Raw genomic sequence first — 23,362 nt, forward strand, 5'->3', positions numbered from 1 at the left:
GGCCGGCGGCCCGCCGGTGATCCCGCTCAATCTGGCCGGGGATTTCGGTGGCGGCTCGCTGTATCTCGCGCTAGGCGTCGTGTCGGCGATCCTCGAGAGCAAGCGGTCGGGCAAGGGGCAGGTGGTCGATGCGGCGATGGTCGACGGTTCTGCGTCGCTGATGACGCTCTTCTACGGCATGCTGGCGAGCGGCTACTGGAAGGATGAGCGCGGCAGCAATCGTCTGGACTCCGGCGCACCCTGGTACAACGTGTACGAAACCCGCGACGGGCGCTGGATCAGCATCGGGTCGAACGAGTCGCGTTTCTGGCGCAATACGCTGGAGATGCTGGGCTTGCCCGAAGAAGAGATGCCGGATCAACACGATCGTTCGCGCTGGCCCGAGGTCCATGCGAAGTTTGCGGCATTGTTCCGCACGCGTACCCGCGACGAATGGTGCGCGCTCGCCGAAGGCCGCGACGTCTGCATCGCGCCCGTGCTGTCGATGGCGGAAGCGCCCGATCATCCCCACTTGCGCGCGCGGCAGACATTCATCGAACGTGACGGCGTGGTCCAGCCGGCACCCGCGCCGCGCTTCAGCAGGACACCTGGCGAAATTCAATCGTCGCCGGCGCTACCCGGTGAGCACACCGACGAAGTCCTCGGCGACTGGGGATTCACCGCCGCCGAACTGGCCGCGCTACGGGAGGCCGGCGCGATCGCATGATGTGAGCGGTGCGTGGCATCGACGCTCGCGCAGCACGCGAGCGTCTCCCTGACTTTTCACACCGACTTCAATGACCGCCGCGCAGGGCGAAGTATCGCCCTGCGCGGCGTTTTCTTTTGCGCGCCAGTTCGTGGCTGCGATAGCGGCCGCCATCGCTTTCGCAGGCCATTGCGGATTTCGGGATTTCCGAATCGGCACTTCAGAAATGGTCAGTTGGTTTGCCAGGCTCGAAGCCCTAAGCTCATTTCACGACGAACAACGCGGCTGCTTGAGCAGACGCCAACAACTGGAGCGAAGACACATGGCTAACTTTCTCGACGAATCGCAAACGATGTGGCTCGACACCGTGAACAAGTTCATGGACAACGAGATCACGGTCGAATACGTGCGCAAGTGCGACATGAATCGTGACTACCCGTACGAGGCGTACGACAAGATTGCGAAGCAAGGTTGGCTCGGCATCCTCATTCCGGAATCCGAAGGTGGCTCGGGCGGCGACATCTTCGATTACTCGCTGATGGCCGAAGGCCTCGGCAAGTTCGGTTTCGACTTCGCGTGTTCGGTGCTGGTGCCGACGTTCACCGCGATGAACATCATCAAGTTCGGCACGCCCGAACAGAAGAAGCAATACGTGCAGCCGTTCATCGACGGCAAGATCCGCTTCTCGGTATCGATCTCGGAGCCGGACGCAGGCTCGGATGCCGCGAACACGAAGACGCGCGCCCGCCGCGACACCAACGGCGACTGGATCGTCAGCGGCCAGAAGCTGTGGTGCAGCGGCGCGGCAGCGAAGGACACCGTGATCGCGATGCTGGTGCGCACGAGCACCGACGACAAGCACAAGGGCCTGTCGGTGCTGCTGATCCCGAACAACACGCCGGGGATGGTGATCAACAAGCTGCCGACGCTATCGCGTCACGCCACGGGCACGACCGAGATCTTCCTCGACGAAGTGCGCGTGCCGGGCGATGCGCTGCTGGGCGAGGAAGGCCAGGGCTGGAAGATCATCACGGAACACCTGGAACTCGAACGCTGCGCGGTGGCAGCGGCATACACGGGTAACGCACAGCAGGCCGTGACGACCGCCACGCGCTACGCGCACGACCGTATCCAGTTCGACCATCAGCTCTACGACTTCCAGGTGATTCGCCACCTGCTCGCCGACTGCCAGACGAAGGTCGATGCAGCACGCCTGCTCTGCTATCGCGCCGCGCAACTCGCGGCCGATCACGTGCCGTGCAGCCGTGAAGTGTCGATGGCGAAGCTGTACGGCTCGGAAACGCTGAAGGAATGCGCGCTGGCCGGCATGCAGATCCTCGGCGGCTACGCGAACCTGCCGGAAGCCGACATGGAACGCTACCTGCGCGAGAGCATCCAGTCGACCATCGGCGGCGGCACGTCGCAGATCCAGCGCACGATCATCGCGAAGTCGATGCGTCAGTAACGGTCACGCCTTTCCCTCGAACGAAGCGCGCGGGCACGCGGTGCCCGCCACCATCCCAATTCAACCGGAGACACAGTAATGAGCGTCATCAACAACAGCGTCAACATTCCGCTCGACGAGCTGGAAATCGGCACGAAGTTCCGTTCGAACGGTCGCACCGTGACCGAGAGCGATGTCGTGATGTTCTGCATGTTCACGGGCAACTGGATCGAGATTCACTCGAACAAGGAATACGCGTCGAAGACCCGCTGGGGCGAGCGCATCGTGCAGGGCCAGCTGACGTTCTCGCTGATTTCGGGGCTGCTGCAGTTCGGCCCGGCGATCCAGGCGAACTACGGCGTCGACAAGATGCGCTTCCTGAACCCGGTGAAGATCGGCGACACGGTCTACGCCAGCGCCGAGGTGATCGCGAAGAAGGAGAAGGACGACAAGTTCGGCGTCGGCACGATGCTGATCCAGGCGTACAACCAGCGCGGCGAAGTCCTGCAGCGCAGCGAATGGAGCCTGCTGATGCTGCGCAAGCGTGCCGATCTCGACGCACTGATCGCCGAAGCGCAACCCGACTTCAAGGTCTGAGGAGCATGACCATGACTCCCCGTCCGGTTGCGGCGATCGTCGGCATGGGCGATGCCTATGCGTCGCGCGCGAATCGCAAGGACCCGCTGCAGTTGGCCGCCGAGGCGACGCTCAATGCGCTTGCCGACGCGGGCATCGGCAAGGACCAGGTCGACGCGGTGTTCACGGGCCGTTCGCCGTGGGCCGACAAGCGCTCCCAGTGGAGCAACATCTTCATCTCGCACATGCAGATGCCGGTGACGATCACCAGCGAGCTGACGATGCATGGCGCGGGCCTGACGTCGACGCTCGCGATCGCGTCGCAGATGATCGCGGCAGGGCGCGCGGAATACGTGCTGTGCCTGCAGAGCGATGCGACCGAGCTGTTCGTCGACGCGGTCGCGATGGGCGCCGAGGCCGATGCGGATCCGCAGTTCGAGGTGCCGTACGGCCCGACGATTCCGGCACTCTATGCGCAGGCCGCGCAACGCTACTTCCACGAGTTCGGCATCACCGAAAGCGACCTCGCCGATGTCGCGATCGCGAACCAGCGCTGGGGCCGCCATCACCCGCATGCGGCGAAGGCGAAGTTCGGCGAGATCGATCGTGCGGCGGTGCTGTCGTCGCCGTATGTCGCGACGCCGCTGCGCCGCTGGATGTGTTCGACCTGGGGCGGCGGCACGGGCGGCGCGCTGGTCGTGACGTCGCCGGAGAACGCACGCCACGCGCGCAATCCGGTGTACCTGATGGGCTACGGATCGGCGACGACGCACGAATACCTGACCGACCGGATGAACCTGCGCACGTGCCGGTTCGACAGCATCGGTGCGTTGCCGAACCTGACGACCACGGCCACCGCCGAGGCGGCGCGCCAGGCTTATGCGATGTCGGGGCTGACGCCTTCCGACGTCGACATGGCGCAGCTCTCGGTGAACTTCGCGCACATGGGGCCGATCGTGATGGAGGATCTCGGCTTCGCGAAGAAGGGGCGCGGTATCGATGTCTATCGCGAAGGCCGCACGGGCGTCGACGGCGACCTGCCGACCGACACGAACGGCGGCTGGCTGTCGTTCGGGCAGCCCGGCATTTCCTGCAACATGGACAGCATGATCGAAGCGGTCAGGCAGTTGCGCGGGCAACCGTTGGGACTGGCGCCGTCGCGTCGTCCTGAAACCGTGCTGGTGCAGGGCGCGGGCGGGATGCTGGCCGCCGGCGCCGTGCTGCTGCTGTCGTCCGCAACGTGAACCCTGATCGGGAGCATCCATGACCGAAACCCATTTGCCGAATGCCTGGCCGCAGCCGTACCGGCTGCTCGACGCCCAACCCTACTGGGACGCGCTGGCCGAAGACCGGCTGACCTACCAGCGCTGTAACGACTGCAGCGAGGCCGTGTGGCCGGCCCATTCGTTCTGCACGCACTGCGGCGGGAAGTCGCTGAACTGGACCGAAGCGTCGGGCCGTGGCGAGATCTACTCGCACAGCACGATCATGCGCGGGCCGACGCCGGTCTGGGCCGACATCGTCCCGTACACGGTCGGCTTTATCCGGATGGACGAAGGCTACTACCTGTTCGCGCAGATCGACGAAGCGCCCGAAGCGATCCGGATCGGCCAGCGCGTCGAAGCGCGGATCATCCAGCGAGGTGAGCAGAAGCTGCCGGTGTTCGTGCTGTCGGCATCCTGACGGCCGCTTGCGGAGCGCCGGAGCAACCGGCGCCCGCGCGGCCGTTCATTCACGGAGGAGACATCGTGAACCTGCATTTCCAAACCGTCGACGGAGGCTGACATGGCCGGACCCCTCGACGGTGTGCGCGTCCTCGACCTGACGTCGAACTTCATGGGCCCCTACGCATCGCTGCTGCTGGCGGACATGGGCGCCGACGTGTGCAAGATCGAATCGCGCGACGGCGACACGACGCGCAATATCGGGCCGAGCCGGCATCCCGGCATGGGCCCGATCTTCCTGCATCTGAATCGAAACAAGCGCAGCCTCGTGCTGAACCTGAAGCACCCGGACGGCATCGCGTCGCTGAAGCGGATGGCGGAAGCCGCCGACGTGCTGCTGTACAGCATGCGGCCGCACACGATGGCGAAGCTGGGCATCGCCTACGAGGACGTTCGCAAGCTCAACCCGCGCATCATCTACTGCGGCGCATTCGGCTTCGGGCAGAACGGCCCGTATGCGTCGCGTCCGGCCTACGACGACCTGATCCAGGCCGCGGTCGGCATGCCGGTGCTGCAAAGCCGCAAGAATGGCCCGCCGACCTATGTCGCGAGCGCGATCGCCGATCGGGTGGTCGGGATGGCGACCAGCAATGCGGTGGCGATGGCGTTGTACCGGCGCGAGAAGACGGGCGTCGGCCAGCAGGTGTTCGTGCCGATGCTCGAGACCTTCGCGCATTTCGTGATGGGCGATCACCTGTACGGGCACACGTTCGTCCCGCCGCTCGGCGACTGGGGCTATGCCCGGATGATGAATCCGGACCGGCGTCCGTATCGCACGCTCGATGGCTACATCGGCGTGAACGTCTATGCGGACCATCACTGGAAGCGCTTTTTCCTGCTGTCCGGGCATCCCGAGATGGCCGAGGATCCGCGCTTCAACAACATCGGCGGCCGGACCGAGCACATCGCGCACCTGTATGCGTTTCTCGCGCGCGTGTTCGAGACGCGGACCACGGCCGATTGGGTGAACACGCTGACCGAAGCCGATATTCCGGTGATCGAGATGAATACGCCCGAAACGCTGATCGACGATCCACACATGACGGCGGTCGGGTTCTTCGCGGAGCAGGAGCACCCGTCGGAAGGGCGGATTCGTACGCTCGGCATTCCGCAGCAATGGAGCGAGAGCGTGCCGGCGCTGCGCTATCCGGCGCCGCGTCTCGGCGAGCACTCGGTGGCGCTGCTCGCGGAGTACGGCTTCGATCGCAACGAAATCGACGGGATGCTGCGTTCGGGCGGTGTGTATGCGCCCGAAACGGACGGCGTGCCGCAACCGCAATAAATACGAAATCAGGAGAAGCGACATGTTACGCGATCTGCCGCTGTCGGGTGTCGTGGTAGTCGAACTGAGCGATAGCGCGTCGGCGCCGTTCGCCGGAAGGGTTCTGGCGGCGCTGGGTGCCGAGGTCTGGAAGGTCGAGCGCCCGACGGGCGACTCGGCTCGCGGTTGGGGGCCGAGCGAATGGAAGGGCAGCGGTGCTGCGTATCACGGGCTCAACCGCGGCAAGCGCGCGATCTGCATCGATATCAAGGACCGCGAACAGCTCGAGACGCTGCACCAGCTGATCGCGGAGCGGGCCGACGTCTTCCTGCACAACCTGCGACCCGGCTCCAGCGCCGAATACGGTCTCGATTCCGACAGCCTGCGTGTGACCAAGCCGGAACTGGTCTACTGCGAGATCGGTGCGTTCGGCCATCTCGGACCGATGAACACGCTGCCCGGCTACGATCCGCTGATGCAGGCGTTCTCGGGGATCATGAGCATTACCGGCGAAGAAGGGCAGTCGCCGGTTCGCGCCGGGGTGTCGATCGTCGATTTCGGCTCGGGGCTGTGGGCCGTCATCGGCATCCTGTCTGCGTTGTATCGTCGCCAGGTCAAGCATTGCGGCGCAACCGTCAACGGTTCGCTGCTGGAAACCGCGCTGGCGTGGATGACCGTCAGCATCGCGAACTACAACGCGGACGGCGATACCGGCGGCCGCCACGGTTCCGGCGTCGCGTTCATCGTGCCGCACCGCGCGTATTCGACCACGGACGGTCACCTGATCGTCAGCTCGGCGAACGACACGCTGTTCGCGAAGCTGTGCGCGGCGCTGGATCGCCCCGAATGGGCACTCGACGATCGGTTCGCGACCAATGCGGCGCGCTTGAAGAACCGGACGGAGATCGACCGCCTGATCGGCGAGCGCTTGTCGACGGACACCCGCGCGGCGTGGCAGGCACGCTTGCAGGCGGCCGGCATTCCCGTCGCGCCGATCCAGACGACGGCGGAGGTGGTCGACCATGCGCAGACGCATGCGCTCGGCATCATCGAAAAGCCGTCGGACGACGAGATCGGGCTGGTCGGGCTGCCGTTGTCGTTCGACGGCAAGCGTACCCCGCCCCTGCATGCGGCGAGGGATATCGGCGCCGACAATCCGTCGCTCGACGCGCTGCTCAACGCGAGCCGGCAGGCATAGCGCGGTAGCGGAAGCGGTCGGTGGCGGTCGACAGCCCGGAAAATCGCCGCCGGCGCGACAGCCTTCGCGCGATCCGGGGCCGAACGAAAACCTGAGAGTCAATCCACCGGGCGTGCATCGCCGGTACCGTCGAGGTGCCGGCGAGTCGCACGTTAACGCGACGCACTGCGTGACCGGCAGGGCGCGATCGGTATCGAATGCCAGTGTCCCGGATGTCCGGAGCGGCGCCGAGGTCCTGGATTGCATCGGATGACCCTGACAGGGCGCTCGCGCGACGCGTGGCGACAGCCGCGCCGTCCGCCGACGCCCTGAAGACGTGCATGAGGGGAGACATGAGTACTTTCAATCGCCTGCACCTGATTCGGCAGGTCGATCTGCTTACGTTGAAGCTGTTCCTGTCGGCGGTCGAGGAGCAGCAAATCGGCCTGGCGGCGATCCGCGAGAACGTGGCCGCATCGACGGCGACCAAGCGGATCCAGGATCTCGAGGACATCGCGGGCATCAAGCTGCTCGAACGCAGCCCGAAAGGGGTGCTGCCGAGCCCGGCGGGCGAGGTGCTCGTCCGTTATCTTCGGCGGATCTTCGCGAACCTCGACGACATGCGCTCGGAGATCGCGGCGTTTACCGACGGCATGCGCGGGGAGCTGACGATCGCGTCCGCGCGCTCGATCATCGTGCCGTTTCTCGCGCGCGAGATCGGCGAATTCCAGCGTGCGTATCCGCTCGTCAAGATCGTCGTGCGCGAGCTCGACAATGCCGGCATCGTGCAGGCGGCCGCACGCGGCGAAGCCGACGTCGGCGTGTTCGCGGCCGCTCACGCGCTCGATCTCGGCGGTGTCGACGTCACACCGTATCGCGAGGATCGCCTCATCGCGGTCGTGCCGCAGGGGCACCCGCTTGCCGCGCGCACGAGCGTCACGACCGAGGATCTGCTCTCCGAGAACCTGATCGTCGTCGGGGCGATGGTCGGCGCGATCCGGGCGGCGGCGCGCCGGCTCGGTGTGGATTTCCAGCCGCGATACGACGTCCGCAGCACCGGCGTGGCCGTGAGCCTGGTGCAGGCCGGGCTCGGTGTGACGGTCCAGCCGGAATGCATGGTAAGCCACGAATTGTTCAGCCGGGTCGCCGTGCTGGAACTGGCGGAGCCGTGGGCCGTGCGCCGCGTTCAGGTCGCCACGGCACGCGGTCGCGAGTTGAACCCGATCGCGCGTGCGTTGATCGAGCAATTGCTCGACCTGCCTGAAGACACGCCCGTCGCATGACGAAATGCGGAAGGCCCCGGCCGCGCGGGTGAGCGAAGCATGGGGTCTCGGGAAGGACAGGGATCCTGCGTGCGTCAACCTGAACCTGAACCTGAACCTGAACCTGAACCTGAACCTGAACCTGAACCTGAACCTGAACCTGAACCTGAACCTGAACCGCCTGCTCGACTGCGTCGACCAGGCGGTTTGCGCTTTCGGCGCGGACTACGCAAGCGGCTGATCGAGCACGATCGTCTTCGATTCGACGAACGCATTCAGTCCTTCGACGCCACCTTCGCGCCCGATACCCGATTGCTTGAAGCCCCCGAAGCCGATCGAGAAGTCCGTGCGCGACGCGTTGTGCCCCACGCTGCCGGTACGCAGTTGCCGTGCAACCTGCAACGCATGCTGGGCGTCGGACGTGAACACCACCGCATTCAGGCCGAAGATCGAATCGTTGGCGAGTTCGATCGCATGCGCTTCGCTGTCCGCCGCGATCACGGACAGCACCGGCCCGAAGATTTCCTGCTGCGCGAGCGTCGACCGGTTGTCGACGTTGGCGAACACCGTCGGCTCGAAAAAGAAGCCGCGCGACAGATGGCGCGGACGTGCGCCGCCGGCGGCGAGCGTCGCGCCCTCGGCGATGCCCTTGGCCACGTGGTGCTCGACCGTGTCGCGCTGCCGCGCGGTGGCCAGCGGGCCGACCGTCGTGGTGTCGCTGAACGGGTCGCCGAGCACCATCGCGCGCGCGGCCTCGCTCAATGCGTCGACCATCGTGTCGTGCTTCGCGCGCGGCACGATGATGCGCGTCAGGCTGTGGCAGACCTGCCCGGTCAGGTAGCTGAAGTACGACTTGCCGAGCACCTGCGCGGCCGCGTCGATGTCGTAATCGTCCAGCACGAGCGCCGCCGACTTGCCGCCCAGTTCGAGCGTGACGCGCGCGATCCGCCCGGCCGCGGCCTCGCTGATGCTGCGGCCGGCTGCGGTGGAACCCGTGAAGGTGATCTTGTCGACGGACGGATTGCGCACCATCGCCTCGGACACCTCGCGATCGGCGGTCACGACGTTGACGACACCAGGCGGCAAGCCGATCTCGTCGCAGATCTGCGCGAACAGGTACGCGGAAGTCGGCGCTTCCGGCGACGGCTTGATGATGACCGTGCAGCCCGCGAGCAGCGCGGGCGCGACCTTGTACGCGATCAGCGCGGCCGGGCCGTTCCACGGCACGATCGCGAGGACGACGCCCACCGCCTCCTTGACGGCATAGGCCTGGTGCCCGGTCACCGAGCGGTGCGGCTCGACGAACGGGTAGGTGTCGGCCATGGCCGCGTACTGTCGAAACGCCGCGCCGAGAAACTGGCCGATGCGCGGCTTCGCGATCCGCTGGAGGATGCCCGACTCGATGCTCCAGCCGCGCGCGAACTCGTCGTTCGCCGCTTCGAGGCGTTGCGCGATCCGTTCAAGACAGGCGGCCCGCTCGGCCGGCGTCATGCGCGGCCACGGTCCATGGTCGAACGCGCGGCGTGCCGCATCGATCGCGTGCGCGGCGACGGCCGCGTCGGCGCGCGCCACCCGTGCCGCCACGCGCTCCGTGCTGCAGTCGAGCACTTCGAAGGTGTCGGCGGAAGGAGCGGGCGTCCACTGGCCGTCGATGTAGAAGCAGTCGGGATGGTCCAGCGGAATGGTTCGGTCGTTTGCTTGCATGAGAGGTGAGGTCGTCCTTGTGTGAGGAGTCAGACGGAAACGGCCCGGGGCGCGGTGGCATCCGCGCGAATCATGTCGGCACCCTTCTCGCCGATCATGATGCAGGCCGCGTTGGTGTTGCCGGCCACGATCCGCGGCATGACGGACGCGTCGATGACGCGCAGCCGGGCCACGCCGCGTACGCGCAGCCGCGGGTCGACGACAGCCAGTGCATCGACGCCCATCCGGCAGGTGCCGACCTGGTGCCAGCCGCTGTTGCCGTTCGCCTTGAGGTGCGCGAGCAACTGTTCGTCGGTCGTGACGGCGGCACCGGGCGCGAGCTCGTGGACGATCCGCGATGCGAGCGGTGCGGCGTCGGCAATGCGCCGCAGCATCCGCAAGCCCGCGAGCGAACGGCGGATGTCGCCGGCGTCGCTCAGGTAGTTCGGATGAAACGCGGGCGCCTGCAGCGGGTCGGGCGACTTCAGCGCCATATGGCCGCGCGAATCGGGTGTCAGCAGCACCATCGACCCGCCGATGGCCGGATAGTCGTCGACGACCGGGGCGCCCGACGCGTCGAACTTGAACGTCATCGGGCTCACCGTCAGTTGCAGGTCCGCTTCCGGACGCCCGGCCTCGCTGCGGGCATAGGCGGTCACGGGCGCTGCGCCGATCGCGAGATAGCCGCCGCCGGTGAGCAGGTAGCGCGCGCCTTCCAGATACTTCCGCAGCCCGCGCAGCTGGTGGTTGTACGAGCTTTCCGGCGTGACGCGCCACGCGAACGAGCCGAACCAGTGATCCTGCAGGTGGCGGCCCACGTCGGGCGATTCGACCGTCGCGGCGATCCCGTGCCGGTGCAACGCGCCGGCATCGCCGATGCCCGACAGCATCAGCAGATGGGGTGACGCGAGCGCGCCGCCCGACAGGATCACTTCCCGCGTGGCGACGATCCGGCGCCGCGCGTCGTTGTCGAGCACCTCGATGCCGGTGGCCTGGCCCGATTCCAGCAGCACGCGCGTCACGCGCACGCCGGTACGGACGGTCAGGTTGCGGCGATGGCGGACGGGCTCGATGAACGCGTTGTACGACGTATGGCGGCGCCCGTTGCGGATCGTGTATTGCCGATAGGCGACGCCTTCGTGCGGCGGCCCGTTGAGATCGTCGCTGCGTCGAATGCCCACCTGTTGCGCGGCGGCGATGAAATCGTCGGCGGTCGGGTGGGTGATCGCCGCATCGCTCACATGCAACGGGCCATGGCCGCCGTGATACGCGTTCGCGCCGCGCTGGTTCGTTTCCGACCGGATGAAATACGGCAACACGTCGTGCCAGCCCCAACCTTCGTTGCCGAGTGCGGCCCAATGGTCGAAGTCGCTCGGCTGGCCGCGCATGTAGATCATGCCGTTGATCGCGCTGCTGCCGCCGAGCCCCTTGCCGCGCGGCCAGTACACCGTGCGGCCGCCGAGCGTCGGCACGGGCTCGGTATCGAATGCCCAGTTGAACCGCTTGTTCATGAACAGCTTGCCCGCACCGGCGGGCGTGCGTACCCAGAAGTTGTTCATGTCCGGGCCGGCCTCGACGAGCAGCACGCGCACGGCGGGGTCCTCGGACAGCCGGCTGGCGACCACGCAGCCCGACGAGCCGGCGCCCACCACGATGTAGTCGTAGATTTCCATGAGGGTGTGTCTTATTGCGATGACGGAATCAGCGGCACGACGGTCGCCGCGATGATGGCGGGAATCGCGAACGCATAGAAGTTCCAGTGCAGCCCGAGGTTCGCGCCGACGATCCAGCCGCCGATCATCGGGCCCAGGATCGAGCCGAAGCGCCCGATGGCCTGCGCGCCGCCCAGTGCCGAGCCGCGGCACGCGGTCGGGAAGTGCGCGGCGATATAGCCGTAGATCAGGCTGCTGGTGCCGATCGAACCCAGCCCGGCGCCGAACACGGCGAGCATCAACCACGCGAAATCGAGCTTCTGGCTCAGTGCGATCAGCGACAGCGCGCCGATGACGAGGAACGGAAACATCACGCGTTTCGAGCCGAGGCGGTCGGCCAGCCACGCGCCGCCGAGCATGCCGACGACCGCGCCGAACTGCATCACCAGCAGGAACTGCAGCGACGAACCGAGCGGATAGCCGGCCGAGCGCATCAACTGCGGCAGCCACGCGTTGAGCCCGTAGGTGATCACCTGGACGCAGAATGTCATGAACACCAGCAGCAACGCCGTGGTGCGGAATTCGCGGGACAGCACCAGCCGGTAGCCGCGTATTGCCTGCGTACCGTCTTGCGACGCTTGCTGTGCTTGCTTGTCCTGCAGGATCTGGTCGAAGTCGAGCGAATACCGGGCCGCGAGCGTGCGCGCTTCGTCGACGCGGCCGCGATCGACCAGGAAGTCCACCGATTCGGGCAGGAAGAAGGCCATCACCGGCAGGATCACCGCATAGAACGCACCGATCGCGTACAACGTACGCCATCCATGTTCGTGCAGCAATGCGATGGCGACCAGCGCACTCACGATGCCGCCCACCGAATAGCCGGTCAGCGTGAGCGCGTTGTACAACTGGCGCCGGCCCTTCGGCGCGTATTCGACCGACAGCGCGACCGCGGACGGCACGACGCCGCCCATGCCGATGCCCGTGACGAAGCGGGCGGCGCCCAGGAAGGTCGGCGACGTGGCAAGCGCACAGACGATCGAGCCGACGGAAAACCACAGGACGCCCGTCATCAGCAGGCGACGCCGGCCGATGCGGTCGGTCAGCGGGCCGGCTACCGCCAGCCCGACCATCAGGCCGACCAGGGTCCAGCTGCCGATCATGCCCGCGCCGGCCGGGCTCAGGTGCCAGCCGGGTTCACTCAGCAGATGCGGAACGGTTGCACCGTAGACGATGAGATCGTAGCCATCGGCCACGAGCGTCAGGAAACATAGAAAGATGACGAATAGACGGCTTCGGGCCTGCGGCGTTGCTTGATTCACGTTGTCTCCTTACCTTTGTTGTATCGGTTTTATTGCCAGGCGGACCTTCCGGGTTTTCACGGGCGCGACGGTCTTGCTCGCGACACCGCGGATGCAGCCCGTTTTTTCAGGCACGCGCCGATGACGGTCGCGCTCGCTTGACAGGCTTCGTGCGGGTGCGCGTCGGGCAGGCGATCGGGAAAGGCCGAGCCGCATGCCGGCTTGCGTACACGCGCGGACGAATCGGAACGGCGATCAGGAAGAAGACGTCACGGAATCGGCATCCGGGTTGACTGGCGGCATCGCACCTTGCCCGTGAAGATGACCTGCGGGAGCAGGAAACGTGTGCCGCTTGATCAGGGTAAACCGATGTCGCTTGCTGCTGCCTGTCCGCCGGATTCGAGTGAATCCGATTCGTGACGGACAGGGTAAGAGCATGTCAACGGCAAGCCAATTGAGCGTTTCCGAAGTGTCGATTCGAGTGCGGCGAATCCGGCGGCGGTGTGCGGATTTACCCTGTGTCGAACGGGAAGGGGGCAGTGGTGGGCGCTTTCGATGTACGGAAATATTCGGAATCCGGAATTGACCGTTCGATGGTGCGGCGGCAGGCTACACATGCACTTGACGAAGCGGCCAGGATTGCATCGATATGCATCGGACGCCGGATGCAGTCACGCGGCTCGATCACGCCAACAGGGGGCGATTTCCGGCCGGCTTCACGAGGTTGATGACCGTCGAACCGGTTGTGCCGCGCATGCGTGCAAGCGCGATGACGCCGACCGGGGCGATGACTGTGCGCGACTGCTTCGACACACGCGACGGCAGCGCCGCGCTTCAGTCGTCGCTTGGTCGATAAAGCGCTTGCACCTGCGATAACGCCTCGATGAATTGATCCTTGAGCGCCTGCGGCCCGAGGATCTTCACGTGCGCGCCGTAGCCCAGCAGTTTCCGCGCGCCGTGCTCGATCGATTCGATCGGCATCAGGAATGCCTTCCATCCTGGCGGCAGCTCCGCGCTCCCGGCTTCCTGCGACGCTGGAATGGTCTTGATCCGCGCGTTGGCCAGCCAGGTTTCTCCGCGCGGCGACACGGCGATATGGGCGGTCAGTCGATTGAGGTCGGTTTCGTACCGGCTCATCGCGTCGCGCCAGTGCGTCGCGAGGTCGAATCGCGCGGGACGCTTGAAGCGGCGGCGCGTTGCCTCGAATTCGAGGATATTCGCGAGCCGGAACGTGAGTGCGCCGGGCTTGCCGACCACCTTGGCAACCAGGTACCACGCGCCGCCCTTGAGCACGAGGCCAAGCGGCTCGAGTTCGCGGCGGGACACGCTGCTCCAACTCTGATACTTCACGTCGATACGATACGAACCCCACACCGCATCGGCCACGTCACGCAGGAATGCCGGCGTTTCCTGCGCCCGGTACCAATCGACGGTGTCGACATGCAGCCGGCTGGCGACGCGATCGGCGTGCTCGCGCGAGCCGGGCGGCAGGCTGGCGATCATCTTCAGCCGCGCGGAAGTTGCCATGCCGTCGAGGCCCAGTTCGCTCGCCGGCCCCGGCAAGCCCGCCAGAATCAATGCATGCGCTTCGTGCTCGGTGAGCCCGGTGAGATCGGTGCGCCAGCCGTCGCTCAACTGAAAGCCGCCGTTGCGGCCGCGATCGCCCCAGATCGGCACGCCGGCCGTGGAGAGCTGGTCGATGTCGCGCAGGATCGTGCGCTCGGACACTTCCAGCGCCTCGGCGAGCGCCGGTGCGGTCATCCGGCCGCGCGCTTGCAGCATCATCATGATCGACAACAGGCGGCTTGCTTTCATGAGCGACACGTTACCTCAAATACCTGACATGAGGTGTCATGTTTTACGGCTTATGCTGTACCGCATTCCTGGTCTGTTTCATCGACGCAGGTTGCGCAGCATGACATCACAGGGGATCAAGCGATGAAGATCATTTCCGGGCCGCTGAGCATGTTCGGGGCGAAGGTCGAGATTGCGGCACACGAGAAGGGTATCGAGTTCGAGTTGGTGATGGTGCCGTTCAGCCAGCAGCGCGGCTACGATCCCAGGCATCCGGATGTGCTGCGCATCAACCCGAAACGGCAGGTGCCGGTGCTGATCGACGGCGATCTGGATCTGTTCGACTCCACGCAGATCTTCGAGTATCTCGAGGATCTGAAGCCTGATCCCGCGCTATGGCCGGCGCATCCGGCGGCGCGCGCGATTGCGCGTCAGCTCGAACACTGCAGCGACGAGATCTATTTTCCGCACGTCGTCCGGCTGATGGGGCTGGAGGAGACGCCCGACGATCCGGCGGCACAAGCTGCGCGTGCAGAAGCGGCCCAATACTATCGGCGCATGGAGCGCGTGCTGGCGGATCGCGAGTTTCTGGCCGAAACGTATTCCTACGCCGACATCGCGTTCTACATGGCGCAGTTGTTCGGCGCGCGCAAGGGCGCACCGATGACGGACGAAACGCCGCGCCTGCTCGCTTGGCGTGAACGGATGACGGCACGTCCCGCCGTGCGCAAGGTCGCCGGTGCGATGGCCGGCTATCTTGCATCGATCGGGGAAGCGGTTCCCGGTTTTCTTCGCGGGCTCGACTAGCGGCGTTCGGCTTCGGGTCACGGACGGCCTTCGGCCCGTGATTCAAGCCGACGGATTGCTGCGGGTGCACACGCCGGGCGATGAACCGGCTGCGCAATCGGCGCTTGGTGTCGATACGCGGCAAGGGGCTGTCATACGACCGCCGCCAAATGATCCGACACCGGCACGGCGAGCGCCTGCCGGTTGCCCGGACGCAATCCGACGTGCCCCTCTACTCGGGGCCTTGACCTTAAAGTTGACTTAAATCTTAGAGTGCTTGCTGACGGCGGTGAGTCAGCGGGCATCGGGTGTTGCCTGCCACGGTCGATCATCGACGAGAGGCGACGAACATGGACAGGCGGTTTACACAGGTCGAATTCGGTCCACACAAGATTGACGTGCCCGAAGGCGGGTATTACGACCGGTTCCGGATGAACCCCGACCTCGACGAGGTGGCGCGCGATCCCGCGGCGGGGAACATCGACTTTTTCCGTCGGATTCCGAAGCGTCAGGTTGCGTCAAGAGTCGGCCCGACCTGGGCGCCGAATTTCTACTACCGTTCCAGCAGCATTCAGCTGCTGTTCCTTGCGCCGCTCGAACGCCTGCGGACCACGCTGCCGGTGCCGCTCGAGCCACTGCGCGCGCTCCCCGGGTACGGGCTGGTCGCGCTGACCTTCTTCTCGTATTCGGTGTGCGACAACGATCCGTATGACGAGGTGTCGGTCGCGGTGGTGATCCGGCGGCCCGGCGCGACGGGGTCGCACGCGCTCGAGCTGATCGACTCGATGCGGCGCCGGAGCTTCTTCGCGCACGTGCTGGCGCTGCCGGTCACCACGGAAATCGCACGGGTGCGCGGCGTGCATGGCTATCAGTTGCCCAAGTGGCTCGCCGATATCGACGTGAACCTCGGCGCCACCGCGAGCGCCCGCATTGCCGGCCCGGGCGGCCGGCCGGACCTGAGCCTGAGCGTGCCGATGCCCGAGCTGACCGACGTCGCGTCGCAGTCGCACATGGGCACGTCCACGATGATCAATCGCATCGACGGCGAATGGCACCAGACATCCGTGCAGACGAATGCGCTATCGTTCGCCCAGCGCCTGCTGCCGCGCAACGTCGAGCTCGTGCGGCACGGCGGTCCGGTGAGCCAGCTGCTCGACGGGCTGGGCGCGTCCACGATCCTGCGTCTCGACGTGGTGAAGGACGCGCAACTGGTGCTGAACCTGCCGACCCCGTTGAAGGCCTTCGATGAACCCGGAAAGCAACGCTGACGCCACGCAACGCCGCGGCACGCCCGCGCGAAGGAATCGCCCATGACCCGGCCGACCCACGATCTCGTCGTATTTGGTGCCACCAGTTTCGTCGGGCAGATCCTTGCCCGCTACCTGTCCGAGTACCTGTCGGGCTCAGGCGAGACGCTGCGCTGGGCCATCGCCGGCCGCTCCGAAGCGAAGCTCAGGCAGGTCAGGGACACGCTGGGCGCGGCCGGGCAATCGGTGCCGATCATCGTCGCCGACGCGGCCGACGAAGCGCAGCTTCGCGCGCTCTGCGCGCAGACGCGGGTGGTCGTGTCCACCGTCGGCCCCTACGCGCTTTACGGGGAGCCGCTGGTCAGGATCTGCGCGGAAACCGGCACCGACTACTGCGACCTGACCGGCGAGACGCAGTGGATCAAGCGGATGATCGACAAGTACGAGCCCGCGGCCCGGCAATCCGGCGCACGCATCGTCCATTGCTGCGGCTTCGATTCGGTGCCGTCGGACATGGGCGTGTTCTTCCTGCAGCAGCAGGCGCGGCAGCAGTGGGGCGTGCCGGCCACGCAGGTGAAGATGCGGGTGAAAACGCTGAAGGGCGGCGCGTCGGGCGGCACGGTGGCGAGCGTGATCAACGTTGTCCGGGAGGCCGCGGCCGATCCGGCCTTGCGCCGGGAACTGCTCGATCCTTATTCGCTGTGCCCGCAGGGGCATGGCTTCACGATGCGCCAGCATGCAGTGCGGTCCGCCGCATTCGATCGCGACTTCGATGCATGGATCGCGCCCTTCGTGATGGCGGCGGTGAACGAGCGTGTCGTGCATCGCTCCAACGCGCTTGCCGGCAACGCGTACGGCAGCCGCTTCACGTATGACGAAGCGGTGATGACCGGCACAGGCTTCAAGGGCCGCCTGACCGCGGTGACGATGGTGGCCGGCCTTGGCGCGTTCATGGTGGGTGTCCTCGTCAAGCCGGTGCGCAGCCTGATGGAGCGCTTCCTGCTGCCGAAACCCGGCGAGGGGCCGAGCCCCGCGGCGCAGCTGGCCGGCCGCTACGATCTGCGCTTCTTCGGCCGTACCGACGACGGAAAGACCTTGCGCGTGAAAGTCACCGGCGACCGCGATCCGGGCTACGGCTCCACCGGCAAGATGCTCGGCCAGGCCGCGATCAGTCTCGCTCTGGATTGCGTTGGCGACGGCGTCAAGACCGGCCGCGGCGGCGGTTTCTGGACGCCCGCGACGATGTTCGACACGCGCTACATCGAGCGGCTGGTTCGCCATGCGGGGTTGCGTTTCGAGGTGATTTGAGCGCGCGCCGTCCGCTCGCCATTCGACGGAAAGCCGATAAAGATCGGATTGCGAATCAACATCGGGAGACAGCTGACAATCACGACGGGGCTGATCGGGGCTGATGGCCGGATGCGATCCGGCCGGGGAGTATCGGAACATGAAGATCGGGGAACTGGCGGAACGCACCGGCCTTACCCCTTCGCGCATCCGCTTTTACGAACGCATCGGTCTGTTGACGCTCGTCGAGCGCGAAGCGAACGGTTATCGCACTTATCCGCAGGAAGCGGTGACGGAGCTCGATCTGATCACGGCCGCGCAGAAGGCGGATTTCAGTCTCGACGAGATTCGCACGATGATGCCGGCCGACCTCGCGCAGTGGCCCTGCGATGCGCTGCTGGATGCACTGGGCCGCAAGGTGCAGGACATCGAGGCGCTGGAGGCGCGGCTCGCGCAAAGCAAGGCGCAGATTGTGGCGCTGATTGCGGACATCGCCGCGAAGCCGGAGTCGGTCGATTGTGCAACCCATGCGAAGCGATTGCTGTCGCGGATTCCGCCGGGGAATGCGGTGGAGGGCGGTGGCGGTGAGGCGACGACCGCTGCCGTCGATCATGACGAAGCGGTTGTGCGCCGGTCGACCCGCGCTTAGGCGGCGCGCCGGCGCATCACGTTACAGCAGCGCGACGACCTGTTCCGCGGTCGCCTTCGCCGATTGCGGATTCTGGCCGGTCACGAGCCGGCCGTCGACGACCACGTTCGACGTGAACGGCAGCAGCGCCTTCTCGTAGCGCGCGCCACGCTCCTGCATCTGCTGCTCGACGTTGTAGGGCACCTTCTTCGCGACGCCGGCCAGGATTTCCTCCACCCACGAATAGCCGGTGATCCGGCGACCGGCAACCAGCAACGAGCCGTCCGACAGCGTCGTGTTCAGCAGCCCGCAGTAGCCGTGGCAGACCGACGACACGATGCCGCCGTGTTCGTAGATCTCGCGCGTGAGCCGCTGCAGCCCCGCATCGTCCGGGTAGTCCCACATCACCGCATGGCCGCCGGTGAAGTAGATCGCATCGAAATCGGCCGGATCGATCTCGTCGGGGCGCGCGGTGCTGGCCAGTAGCGCCGCGTTGGCCTTGTCGGCGTGCCACGCTTTCGCGGCGGCGTCGGCATGCGGCCATTTGAGCGAGCGCGGCTCCAGCGGCGACACGCCGCCCTTGGGGCTCACGAGCCGCTGCTCATAGCCTTTCGCCGCGAAGATGTGATGGGCATGGGTCAGCTCGGACAGCCACAGGCCGGTCGGTTGCGACGGATCGGCGTAATGCGCGACGTTGCTGACCACGTGAAGGATGCGCTTGCTCATGATGCGGTTTCCCTTTCATCGGCCACGGGCGGGCGTCTGCGACGCACCGCCGGATTGTCGGATGGCAGTCCCCATACCCATGACCTTGATACGCTGCCGAGGCAAACCATAACCTTTAAGCAAAGTTGAAGGTCAAGGCCTTTTCGTTTTCGCTGTCCGCGCTGGGGCAGCAGGCAATACGAGGCCGTCCAGCAAGGTGGTCAGCGCATCCTCGATCGCGTGATCGCCGACCTTCTCGTGCACCAGCCGCCCATCGATCGCCAGCATCGTCAGGCCATGCAGATGCGCCCAGCAGGCGGTCGCCTGGCCGAGCGCCGGGCGCGGGCGGATCGTGCCGGCGCGCTGGCCGTGCTCCAGGATGTCGACGACCAGCAGGAACGGCGCCTGCACGCGCGGATCGAGATGGATGTCCGTCGGCTCCCCGGCATCCGCGGCAAACATCAGTCGATAGAGATCCGGGTTGCGCTGGCCGAACGCGAGATGGGCGTAAGCGAGCGCGAGCAGCACGTCCGGTGCGTCCGCTGCGGGATCGACGGACGCGGCGAGGTCTTCGTGCAGCCGATCGAAGCCGATCAGCGCGAGCTCGTGCAGCAACGCGGCCTTGTCCGGGAAATGCCGGTAGGGCGCCGAGTGGCTGACGTTTGCGCGCCGCGCGATTTCGCGCAGCGTGAACTGCCAGCCCTGTTGCTCCTGCAGCGTGTCGAGCGCCGTTTCGATGATCGCGCGACGCAGATCCCCGTGGTGATAAGCCTTTTGCCCGGCGTCCGCATCCACATCCGACGACATCGCGTTGCTCCTATGTTGACAGGGAACACATTGTGGTCCTATGATCCGCCGCATGCAAGTTGACAGTGTCTACATCGACGCAACCTCGTGAGGTGCACCATGGCCGTTTCCGCAGAATCCAGCTCGAGCTTCGACCCGGCGGTGTTGCTGGCTCGCCAGCGCAACGCGTTTGTCAGCGAGGGGCCGCCGAGCGTGCAGCAGCGCAAGGCCCGGCTCGCGCGGCTGCGCGCCGTGGTGCTCGCGTATCGTCGCGAAGTGGAGGAGGCGATCAGTGCCGATTTCGGGCATCGTTCGCGACACGAGACCGCGATCATGGAACTGGTCGGCGTGGTCCAGGCGATCGACTACCTGACGCGCAACCTGCGCCGCTTCACGAAGCCGCAGCGCCGGCACGTCGGGCTCCTTTATCGGGCCGGGCAGGCGCACATCGAATACCAGCCGCTGGGTGTGATCGGTGTGATGGCACCGTGGAATTACCCGTTTGCGCTTACGTTCATTCCGCTGGCCACTGCGCTGGCCGCGGGCAACCGCGCGATGCTCAAACCGTCGGAACTGACACCGCGCACCAGCGAGGTGATGCGCCGGATGCTCGCGGAAACCTTCCCGAGCGAAGAAGTCGCGGTCGTGCTCGGCGGCCCGGAAGTCGGCGCTGCCTTCAGCGGCTTGCCGTTCGACCATCTGCTGTTCACCGGCAGCACGCAGGTGGGCCGCAAGGTCATGAAGGCGGCCAGCGACAATCTGGTGCCGGTGACGCTCGAACTCGGCGGCAAGAGCCCGGCGATCGTCGCGCGGGGGCACGTCGATGGCCGGACGATGTCCAGCATCGTGTTCGGCAAGCTGTCGAACGCCGGGCAGACCTGCGTCGCGCCCGACTATGCGCTCGTGCATGAAGACGACCTCGACGCGTTCGTTGCGCAATACGATGCGGCCGTCGCGCGCTTCTACCCGGACGGGCCGACCAGCCCGGATTACACGTCGATCGTCAGCGACCGGCATTTCGATCGCCTGAAAGGTCTCGTCGACGAAGCGCGCAGCAAAGGCGCGCGCGTGATCGAGGCGGGCGTGAACCCGCAGCAGGCGGCCACCCGCAAGCGGACGCTCGCGCCCACGCTGATCGTCGGGGCCGGCGACGATACGACCGTCATGCAGGAAGAAATCTTCGGGCCGATCCTGCCGGTGCGCACGTATCGCACGATCGACGAAGTCGTCGACTACGTGAATGCGCGTCCGCGGCCGCTGGCGCTGTATTACTTCGGCGCGCAGGACAGCGACTGCGAGTCGTTGCTGAGGCGCACCACGTCGGGCAATGTCGGCATCAACAACACGCTCCTCCATGTCGCGCAGGAAGACTTGCCGTTCGGCGGCGTCGGTCCCAGCGGGATGGGCGCGTATCACGGCATCGAGGGATTCCGCGCGATGAGCCATGCGAAGGGCGTGTTCGTGCTGGGGCGCTGGAACCTGCCGAGCCTGCTGCGCGCGCCGTTCGGCAAGCTCGCGGATCTGTCGCTGGCGGCGCTGCTTGGGCGCAGCCGGGAACAGGAAGGCGTGCGCGCGGGATTGAGCGCGAAGCGCTGAGGCCGGCGACGCATCGCGACCGGCGCGCGGCTGTTTTGCCGGCAGCGCGCCGGCGTGGTCGAAGGGGAATGTGTCGTTGAGCGCCTGGATCGACCCTCAACCGTGAAGGATGCCCGTTACGGCCTGCTGTGCGTGCCGGCCCCGTTGCGCATGGCGGTTTCATCGACAATCGTCGCGGCGAACTCGACGGCGGCCGGCATTCCCGCGTCGTGCATCATCACGAATTCCATTTCCGGCAGCGCCGGCAAGCCTTCGGACATGCCCAGTTCCCGGAGCGTGTCGTCGATCGCGCTGCGCGGCAGCGGCGCGATTGCGATGCCGGCGCGTGCAATCGTCCGGATGCCCGTGACGCTCGGGCTTTCGCAGGCAATGCGATAGGGCATGCCGGCGAGTGCGAGCGCCTTGATGGCAGCGCCCCGGTACGGGCACGGATCGGGGAAGCACGCGAGCGGCACATCGCCTTCCGGCAGCGGCTCATGGCGCGCAAACGCCCAGACGAGCGGCTCTCGCCACAACGTCGCGCCTTGGCCCGTGTGCGCGCACCGGCTACCGATCACGAGATCGAATTCGCCGTTGGTGTGCCGTCGAAACAGGCTGTCGCCGACGTCGACCGTCAGGTTCAGCCGCAAGCCGCGCCGCGTGACGCCATGGCGGCGCATCACGTCGGGAAGCCAGCCTCCCGCAAAATCCTCCGATGCGCCGATACGCAGCGTGACATCGACTGCGTTGCCGGTGCCCAGCCGTGTCCTCGCTTCCTCGCTCAGATTGAGCATCGCGCGCGCGTAGCCGAGCAGCATCTGGCCATGCTCGGTGAGCGATACGCTGCGCGTATTGCGCACGAGCAGCGCCCGGCCGACCTGTTCCTCGAGACGAACGATCTGGGCGCTGACCGCGGATTGGCTGAGATTCAGCCTGCGACCTGCGCCGGTAAAGCTCCGCACGTCGGCAATGGCGACAAACGTATGCAGCAGTGACGTATCGAGGGGCGGGTTCATTGATCACCAATTCGGGTTAATTCAATCAATTCATATCGTTTCCGGATTATAGGTCGAGCCGATAGGCTGCGAAGTGCAGTGGGCGATCGCGCATCCCGCGCGTCGCCGTCACTTTCGGCAAGGACCGTTTTCATGACCCGCGTGCTCTATATCGAAGGCTCACCCAACAAGGACTATTCGGCATCCATCGAAGTGTGCAATGCCTTCCTCGATGCGTACCGGCACGCTCATCCCGATCACGAGATACAGAAGCTCGACATCTGGAACCTGGCGATACCGGAATTCGACGAAGCCGCGCTGGCCGCGAAATATGCGGGATTGAGCGGCAAGGCGTTGACGCCGTCTCAGGCGACGGCATGGCAACGGATCGAGCAACTCGCGGCGCCGTTCCACGAAGCGGACAAGTTCCTGTTCGGCGTGCCGCTGTGGAATTTCAGCATTCCGTACAAACTCAAGCACCTGATCGACGCGATCTCGCAGAAGGACGTGCTGTTCACGTTCGACGGCGCAGGTTTCGCCGGCAAGCTGGCCGGGAAAAAGGCAGCGGTGGTTTACGCGCGCGGGCTCGGTTATCAGTCGCCGGGCTCATTTACGCCGGCGGCCGAATTCGATCTTCAGCGCCCGTACATGGAGACCTGGCTCACGTTCGTGGGCGTGCAGGAGGTCACCGGCATCGTTGTAGAGCGTACCTTGCTCGGCCCCGACGGAACGGTCGATCGCAGTCGCGCGATCGATGAAGCCCGCATGATTGCGCGCACGTTCTGACGCTGCCGAAC

General features: G+C 65.9%; 22 protein-coding genes. 15 read left to right on the forward strand and 7 right to left on the reverse strand.

Translation table 11 applies throughout. The annotated features are described in order from the left end of the window. The 9 genes from G3O00_RS17805 to G3O00_RS17845 form a co-directional block, all read left to right on the forward strand. A partial coding sequence (locus G3O00_RS17805; protein ID WP_206143784.1) for a CaiB/BaiF CoA-transferase family protein occupies positions 1 to 706 on the forward strand: 706 nt, incomplete at its 5' end. 301 nt (positions 707 to 1,007) lie between these two features. Further along, positions 1,008 to 2,150, forward strand: a complete 1,143-nt coding sequence (locus G3O00_RS17810; protein ID WP_011350179.1) for an acyl-CoA dehydrogenase family protein — start codon at positions 1,008 to 1,010, stop codon at positions 2,148 to 2,150. A gap of 78 nt (positions 2,151 to 2,228) precedes the next feature. Next, complete coding sequence (locus tag G3O00_RS17815; RefSeq protein ID WP_011350178.1) at positions 2,229 to 2,726, forward strand: MaoC/PaaZ C-terminal domain-containing protein; 498 nt, start codon at positions 2,229 to 2,231, stop codon at positions 2,724 to 2,726. A gap of 5 nt (positions 2,727 to 2,731) precedes the next feature. Then, positions 2,732 to 3,949 (forward strand): thiolase family protein, encoded by a 1,218-nt coding sequence (locus G3O00_RS17820; protein ID WP_206143785.1) that lies wholly within the window; start codon positions 2,732 to 2,734, stop codon positions 3,947 to 3,949. Between the two features lie 19 nt (positions 3,950 to 3,968). Then, positions 3,969 to 4,388, forward strand: coding sequence for a Zn-ribbon domain-containing OB-fold protein (locus G3O00_RS17825; protein WP_174929103.1), 420 nt, complete (start codon positions 3,969 to 3,971; stop codon positions 4,386 to 4,388). Positions 4,389 to 4,490: 102 nt separating this feature from the next. Further along, a complete protein-coding gene (locus G3O00_RS17830; protein WP_206143786.1) occupies positions 4,491 to 5,711 on the forward strand; it encodes a CoA transferase in 1,221 nt (406 codons plus the stop codon). A gap of 22 nt (positions 5,712 to 5,733) precedes the next feature. After that, positions 5,734 to 6,888, forward strand: a complete 1,155-nt coding sequence (locus G3O00_RS17835; protein WP_174929105.1) for a CoA transferase — start codon at positions 5,734 to 5,736, stop codon at positions 6,886 to 6,888. A 332-nt stretch (positions 6,889 to 7,220) separates the two neighbouring features. Beyond that, a complete protein-coding gene (locus tag G3O00_RS17840) occupies positions 7,221 to 8,150 on the forward strand; it encodes a LysR family transcriptional regulator (protein WP_206143787.1) in 930 nt (309 codons plus the stop codon). Positions 8,151 to 8,154: 4 nt separating this feature from the next. Beyond that, the gene (locus G3O00_RS17845) at positions 8,155 to 8,370 is read left to right on the forward strand and encodes a hypothetical protein (RefSeq protein ID WP_206143788.1); all 216 of its coding nucleotides are present in this window, start codon (positions 8,155 to 8,157) and stop codon (positions 8,368 to 8,370) included. Here G3O00_RS17845 and G3O00_RS17850 read toward each other — a convergent pair. The 4 genes from G3O00_RS17850 to G3O00_RS17865 form a co-directional block, all read right to left on the reverse strand. Next, positions 8,355 to 9,833 (reverse strand): aldehyde dehydrogenase, encoded by a 1,479-nt coding sequence (locus G3O00_RS17850; RefSeq protein ID WP_206143789.1) that lies wholly within the window; start codon positions 9,831 to 9,833, stop codon positions 8,355 to 8,357. The two genes, G3O00_RS17845 and G3O00_RS17850, sit on opposite strands and share 16 nt — an antisense overlap. 29 nt (positions 9,834 to 9,862) lie before the next feature. Continuing rightward, complete coding sequence (locus tag G3O00_RS17855) at positions 9,863 to 11,485, reverse strand: GMC family oxidoreductase N-terminal domain-containing protein (RefSeq protein WP_206143790.1); 1,623 nt, start codon at positions 11,483 to 11,485, stop codon at positions 9,863 to 9,865. Positions 11,486 to 11,496: 11 nt separating this feature from the next. Further along, entirely contained in the window at positions 11,497 to 12,783 is a 1,287-nt protein-coding gene (locus G3O00_RS17860; protein ID WP_206143791.1) for an aromatic acid/H+ symport family MFS transporter, read from the reverse strand. 813 nt (positions 12,784 to 13,596) lie between these two features. Further along, positions 13,597 to 14,577, reverse strand: a complete 981-nt coding sequence (locus G3O00_RS17865) for a YafY family protein (RefSeq protein WP_206143792.1) — start codon at positions 14,575 to 14,577, stop codon at positions 13,597 to 13,599. Positions 14,578 to 14,700: 123 nt separating this feature from the next. Between G3O00_RS17865 and G3O00_RS17870 the strand changes: the two genes are divergently transcribed. The 4 genes from G3O00_RS17870 to G3O00_RS17885 all read left to right on the forward strand — a co-directional run bounded on the left by G3O00_RS17870 (position 14,701) and on the right by G3O00_RS17885 (position 18,525). Beyond that, positions 14,701 to 15,363 carry a glutathione S-transferase family protein gene (locus tag G3O00_RS17870; protein WP_206143793.1) on the forward strand — a complete coding sequence of 221 codons (663 nt, stop codon included), beginning with the start codon at positions 14,701 to 14,703 and terminating at the stop codon, positions 15,361 to 15,363. Between the two features lie 329 nt (positions 15,364 to 15,692). Then, positions 15,693 to 16,610, forward strand: coding sequence for an acetoacetate decarboxylase family protein (locus G3O00_RS17875; RefSeq protein ID WP_206143794.1), 918 nt, complete (start codon positions 15,693 to 15,695; stop codon positions 16,608 to 16,610). A gap of 42 nt (positions 16,611 to 16,652) precedes the next feature. Then, positions 16,653 to 17,897, forward strand: a complete 1,245-nt coding sequence (locus G3O00_RS17880; protein WP_206143795.1) for a saccharopine dehydrogenase NADP-binding domain-containing protein — start codon at positions 16,653 to 16,655, stop codon at positions 17,895 to 17,897. A gap of 139 nt (positions 17,898 to 18,036) precedes the next feature. Then, positions 18,037 to 18,525 carry a MerR family transcriptional regulator gene (locus G3O00_RS17885; RefSeq protein ID WP_206143808.1) on the forward strand — a complete coding sequence of 163 codons (489 nt, stop codon included), beginning with the start codon at positions 18,037 to 18,039 and terminating at the stop codon, positions 18,523 to 18,525. Between the two features lie 21 nt (positions 18,526 to 18,546). On the opposite strand, the gene G3O00_RS17890 is transcribed toward G3O00_RS17885, so the two are convergent. Beyond that, complete coding sequence (locus tag G3O00_RS17890; RefSeq protein WP_206143796.1) at positions 18,547 to 19,230, reverse strand: type 1 glutamine amidotransferase domain-containing protein; 684 nt, start codon at positions 19,228 to 19,230, stop codon at positions 18,547 to 18,549. Between the two features lie 132 nt (positions 19,231 to 19,362). Then, positions 19,363 to 20,016, reverse strand: coding sequence for a TetR/AcrR family transcriptional regulator (locus G3O00_RS17895; protein WP_206143797.1), 654 nt, complete (start codon positions 20,014 to 20,016; stop codon positions 19,363 to 19,365). A 99-nt stretch (positions 20,017 to 20,115) separates the two neighbouring features. On the opposite strand from G3O00_RS17895, the gene G3O00_RS17900 reads away from it, so the two are divergent. Next, positions 20,116 to 21,591, forward strand: coding sequence for a coniferyl aldehyde dehydrogenase (locus tag G3O00_RS17900; protein WP_206143798.1), 1,476 nt, complete (start codon positions 20,116 to 20,118; stop codon positions 21,589 to 21,591). Between the two features lie 116 nt (positions 21,592 to 21,707). Here G3O00_RS17900 and G3O00_RS17905 read toward each other — a convergent pair whose 3' ends face one another. Then, positions 21,708 to 22,586, reverse strand: coding sequence for a LysR substrate-binding domain-containing protein (locus tag G3O00_RS17905; RefSeq protein WP_206143799.1), 879 nt, complete (start codon positions 22,584 to 22,586; stop codon positions 21,708 to 21,710). Positions 22,587 to 22,718: 132 nt separating this feature from the next. Between G3O00_RS17905 and G3O00_RS17910 the strand changes: the two genes are divergently transcribed. After that, positions 22,719 to 23,351, forward strand: coding sequence for an NAD(P)H-dependent oxidoreductase (locus G3O00_RS17910; protein WP_206143800.1), 633 nt, complete (start codon positions 22,719 to 22,721; stop codon positions 23,349 to 23,351). The last annotated feature ends 11 nt before the right edge of the window (positions 23,352 to 23,362 follow it).

The organism is Burkholderia sp. Ac-20384, assembly GCF_017104605.1.
In the GTDB taxonomy this organism is placed as follows: Bacteria; Pseudomonadota; Gammaproteobacteria; order Burkholderiales; family Burkholderiaceae; genus Burkholderia; species Burkholderia lata.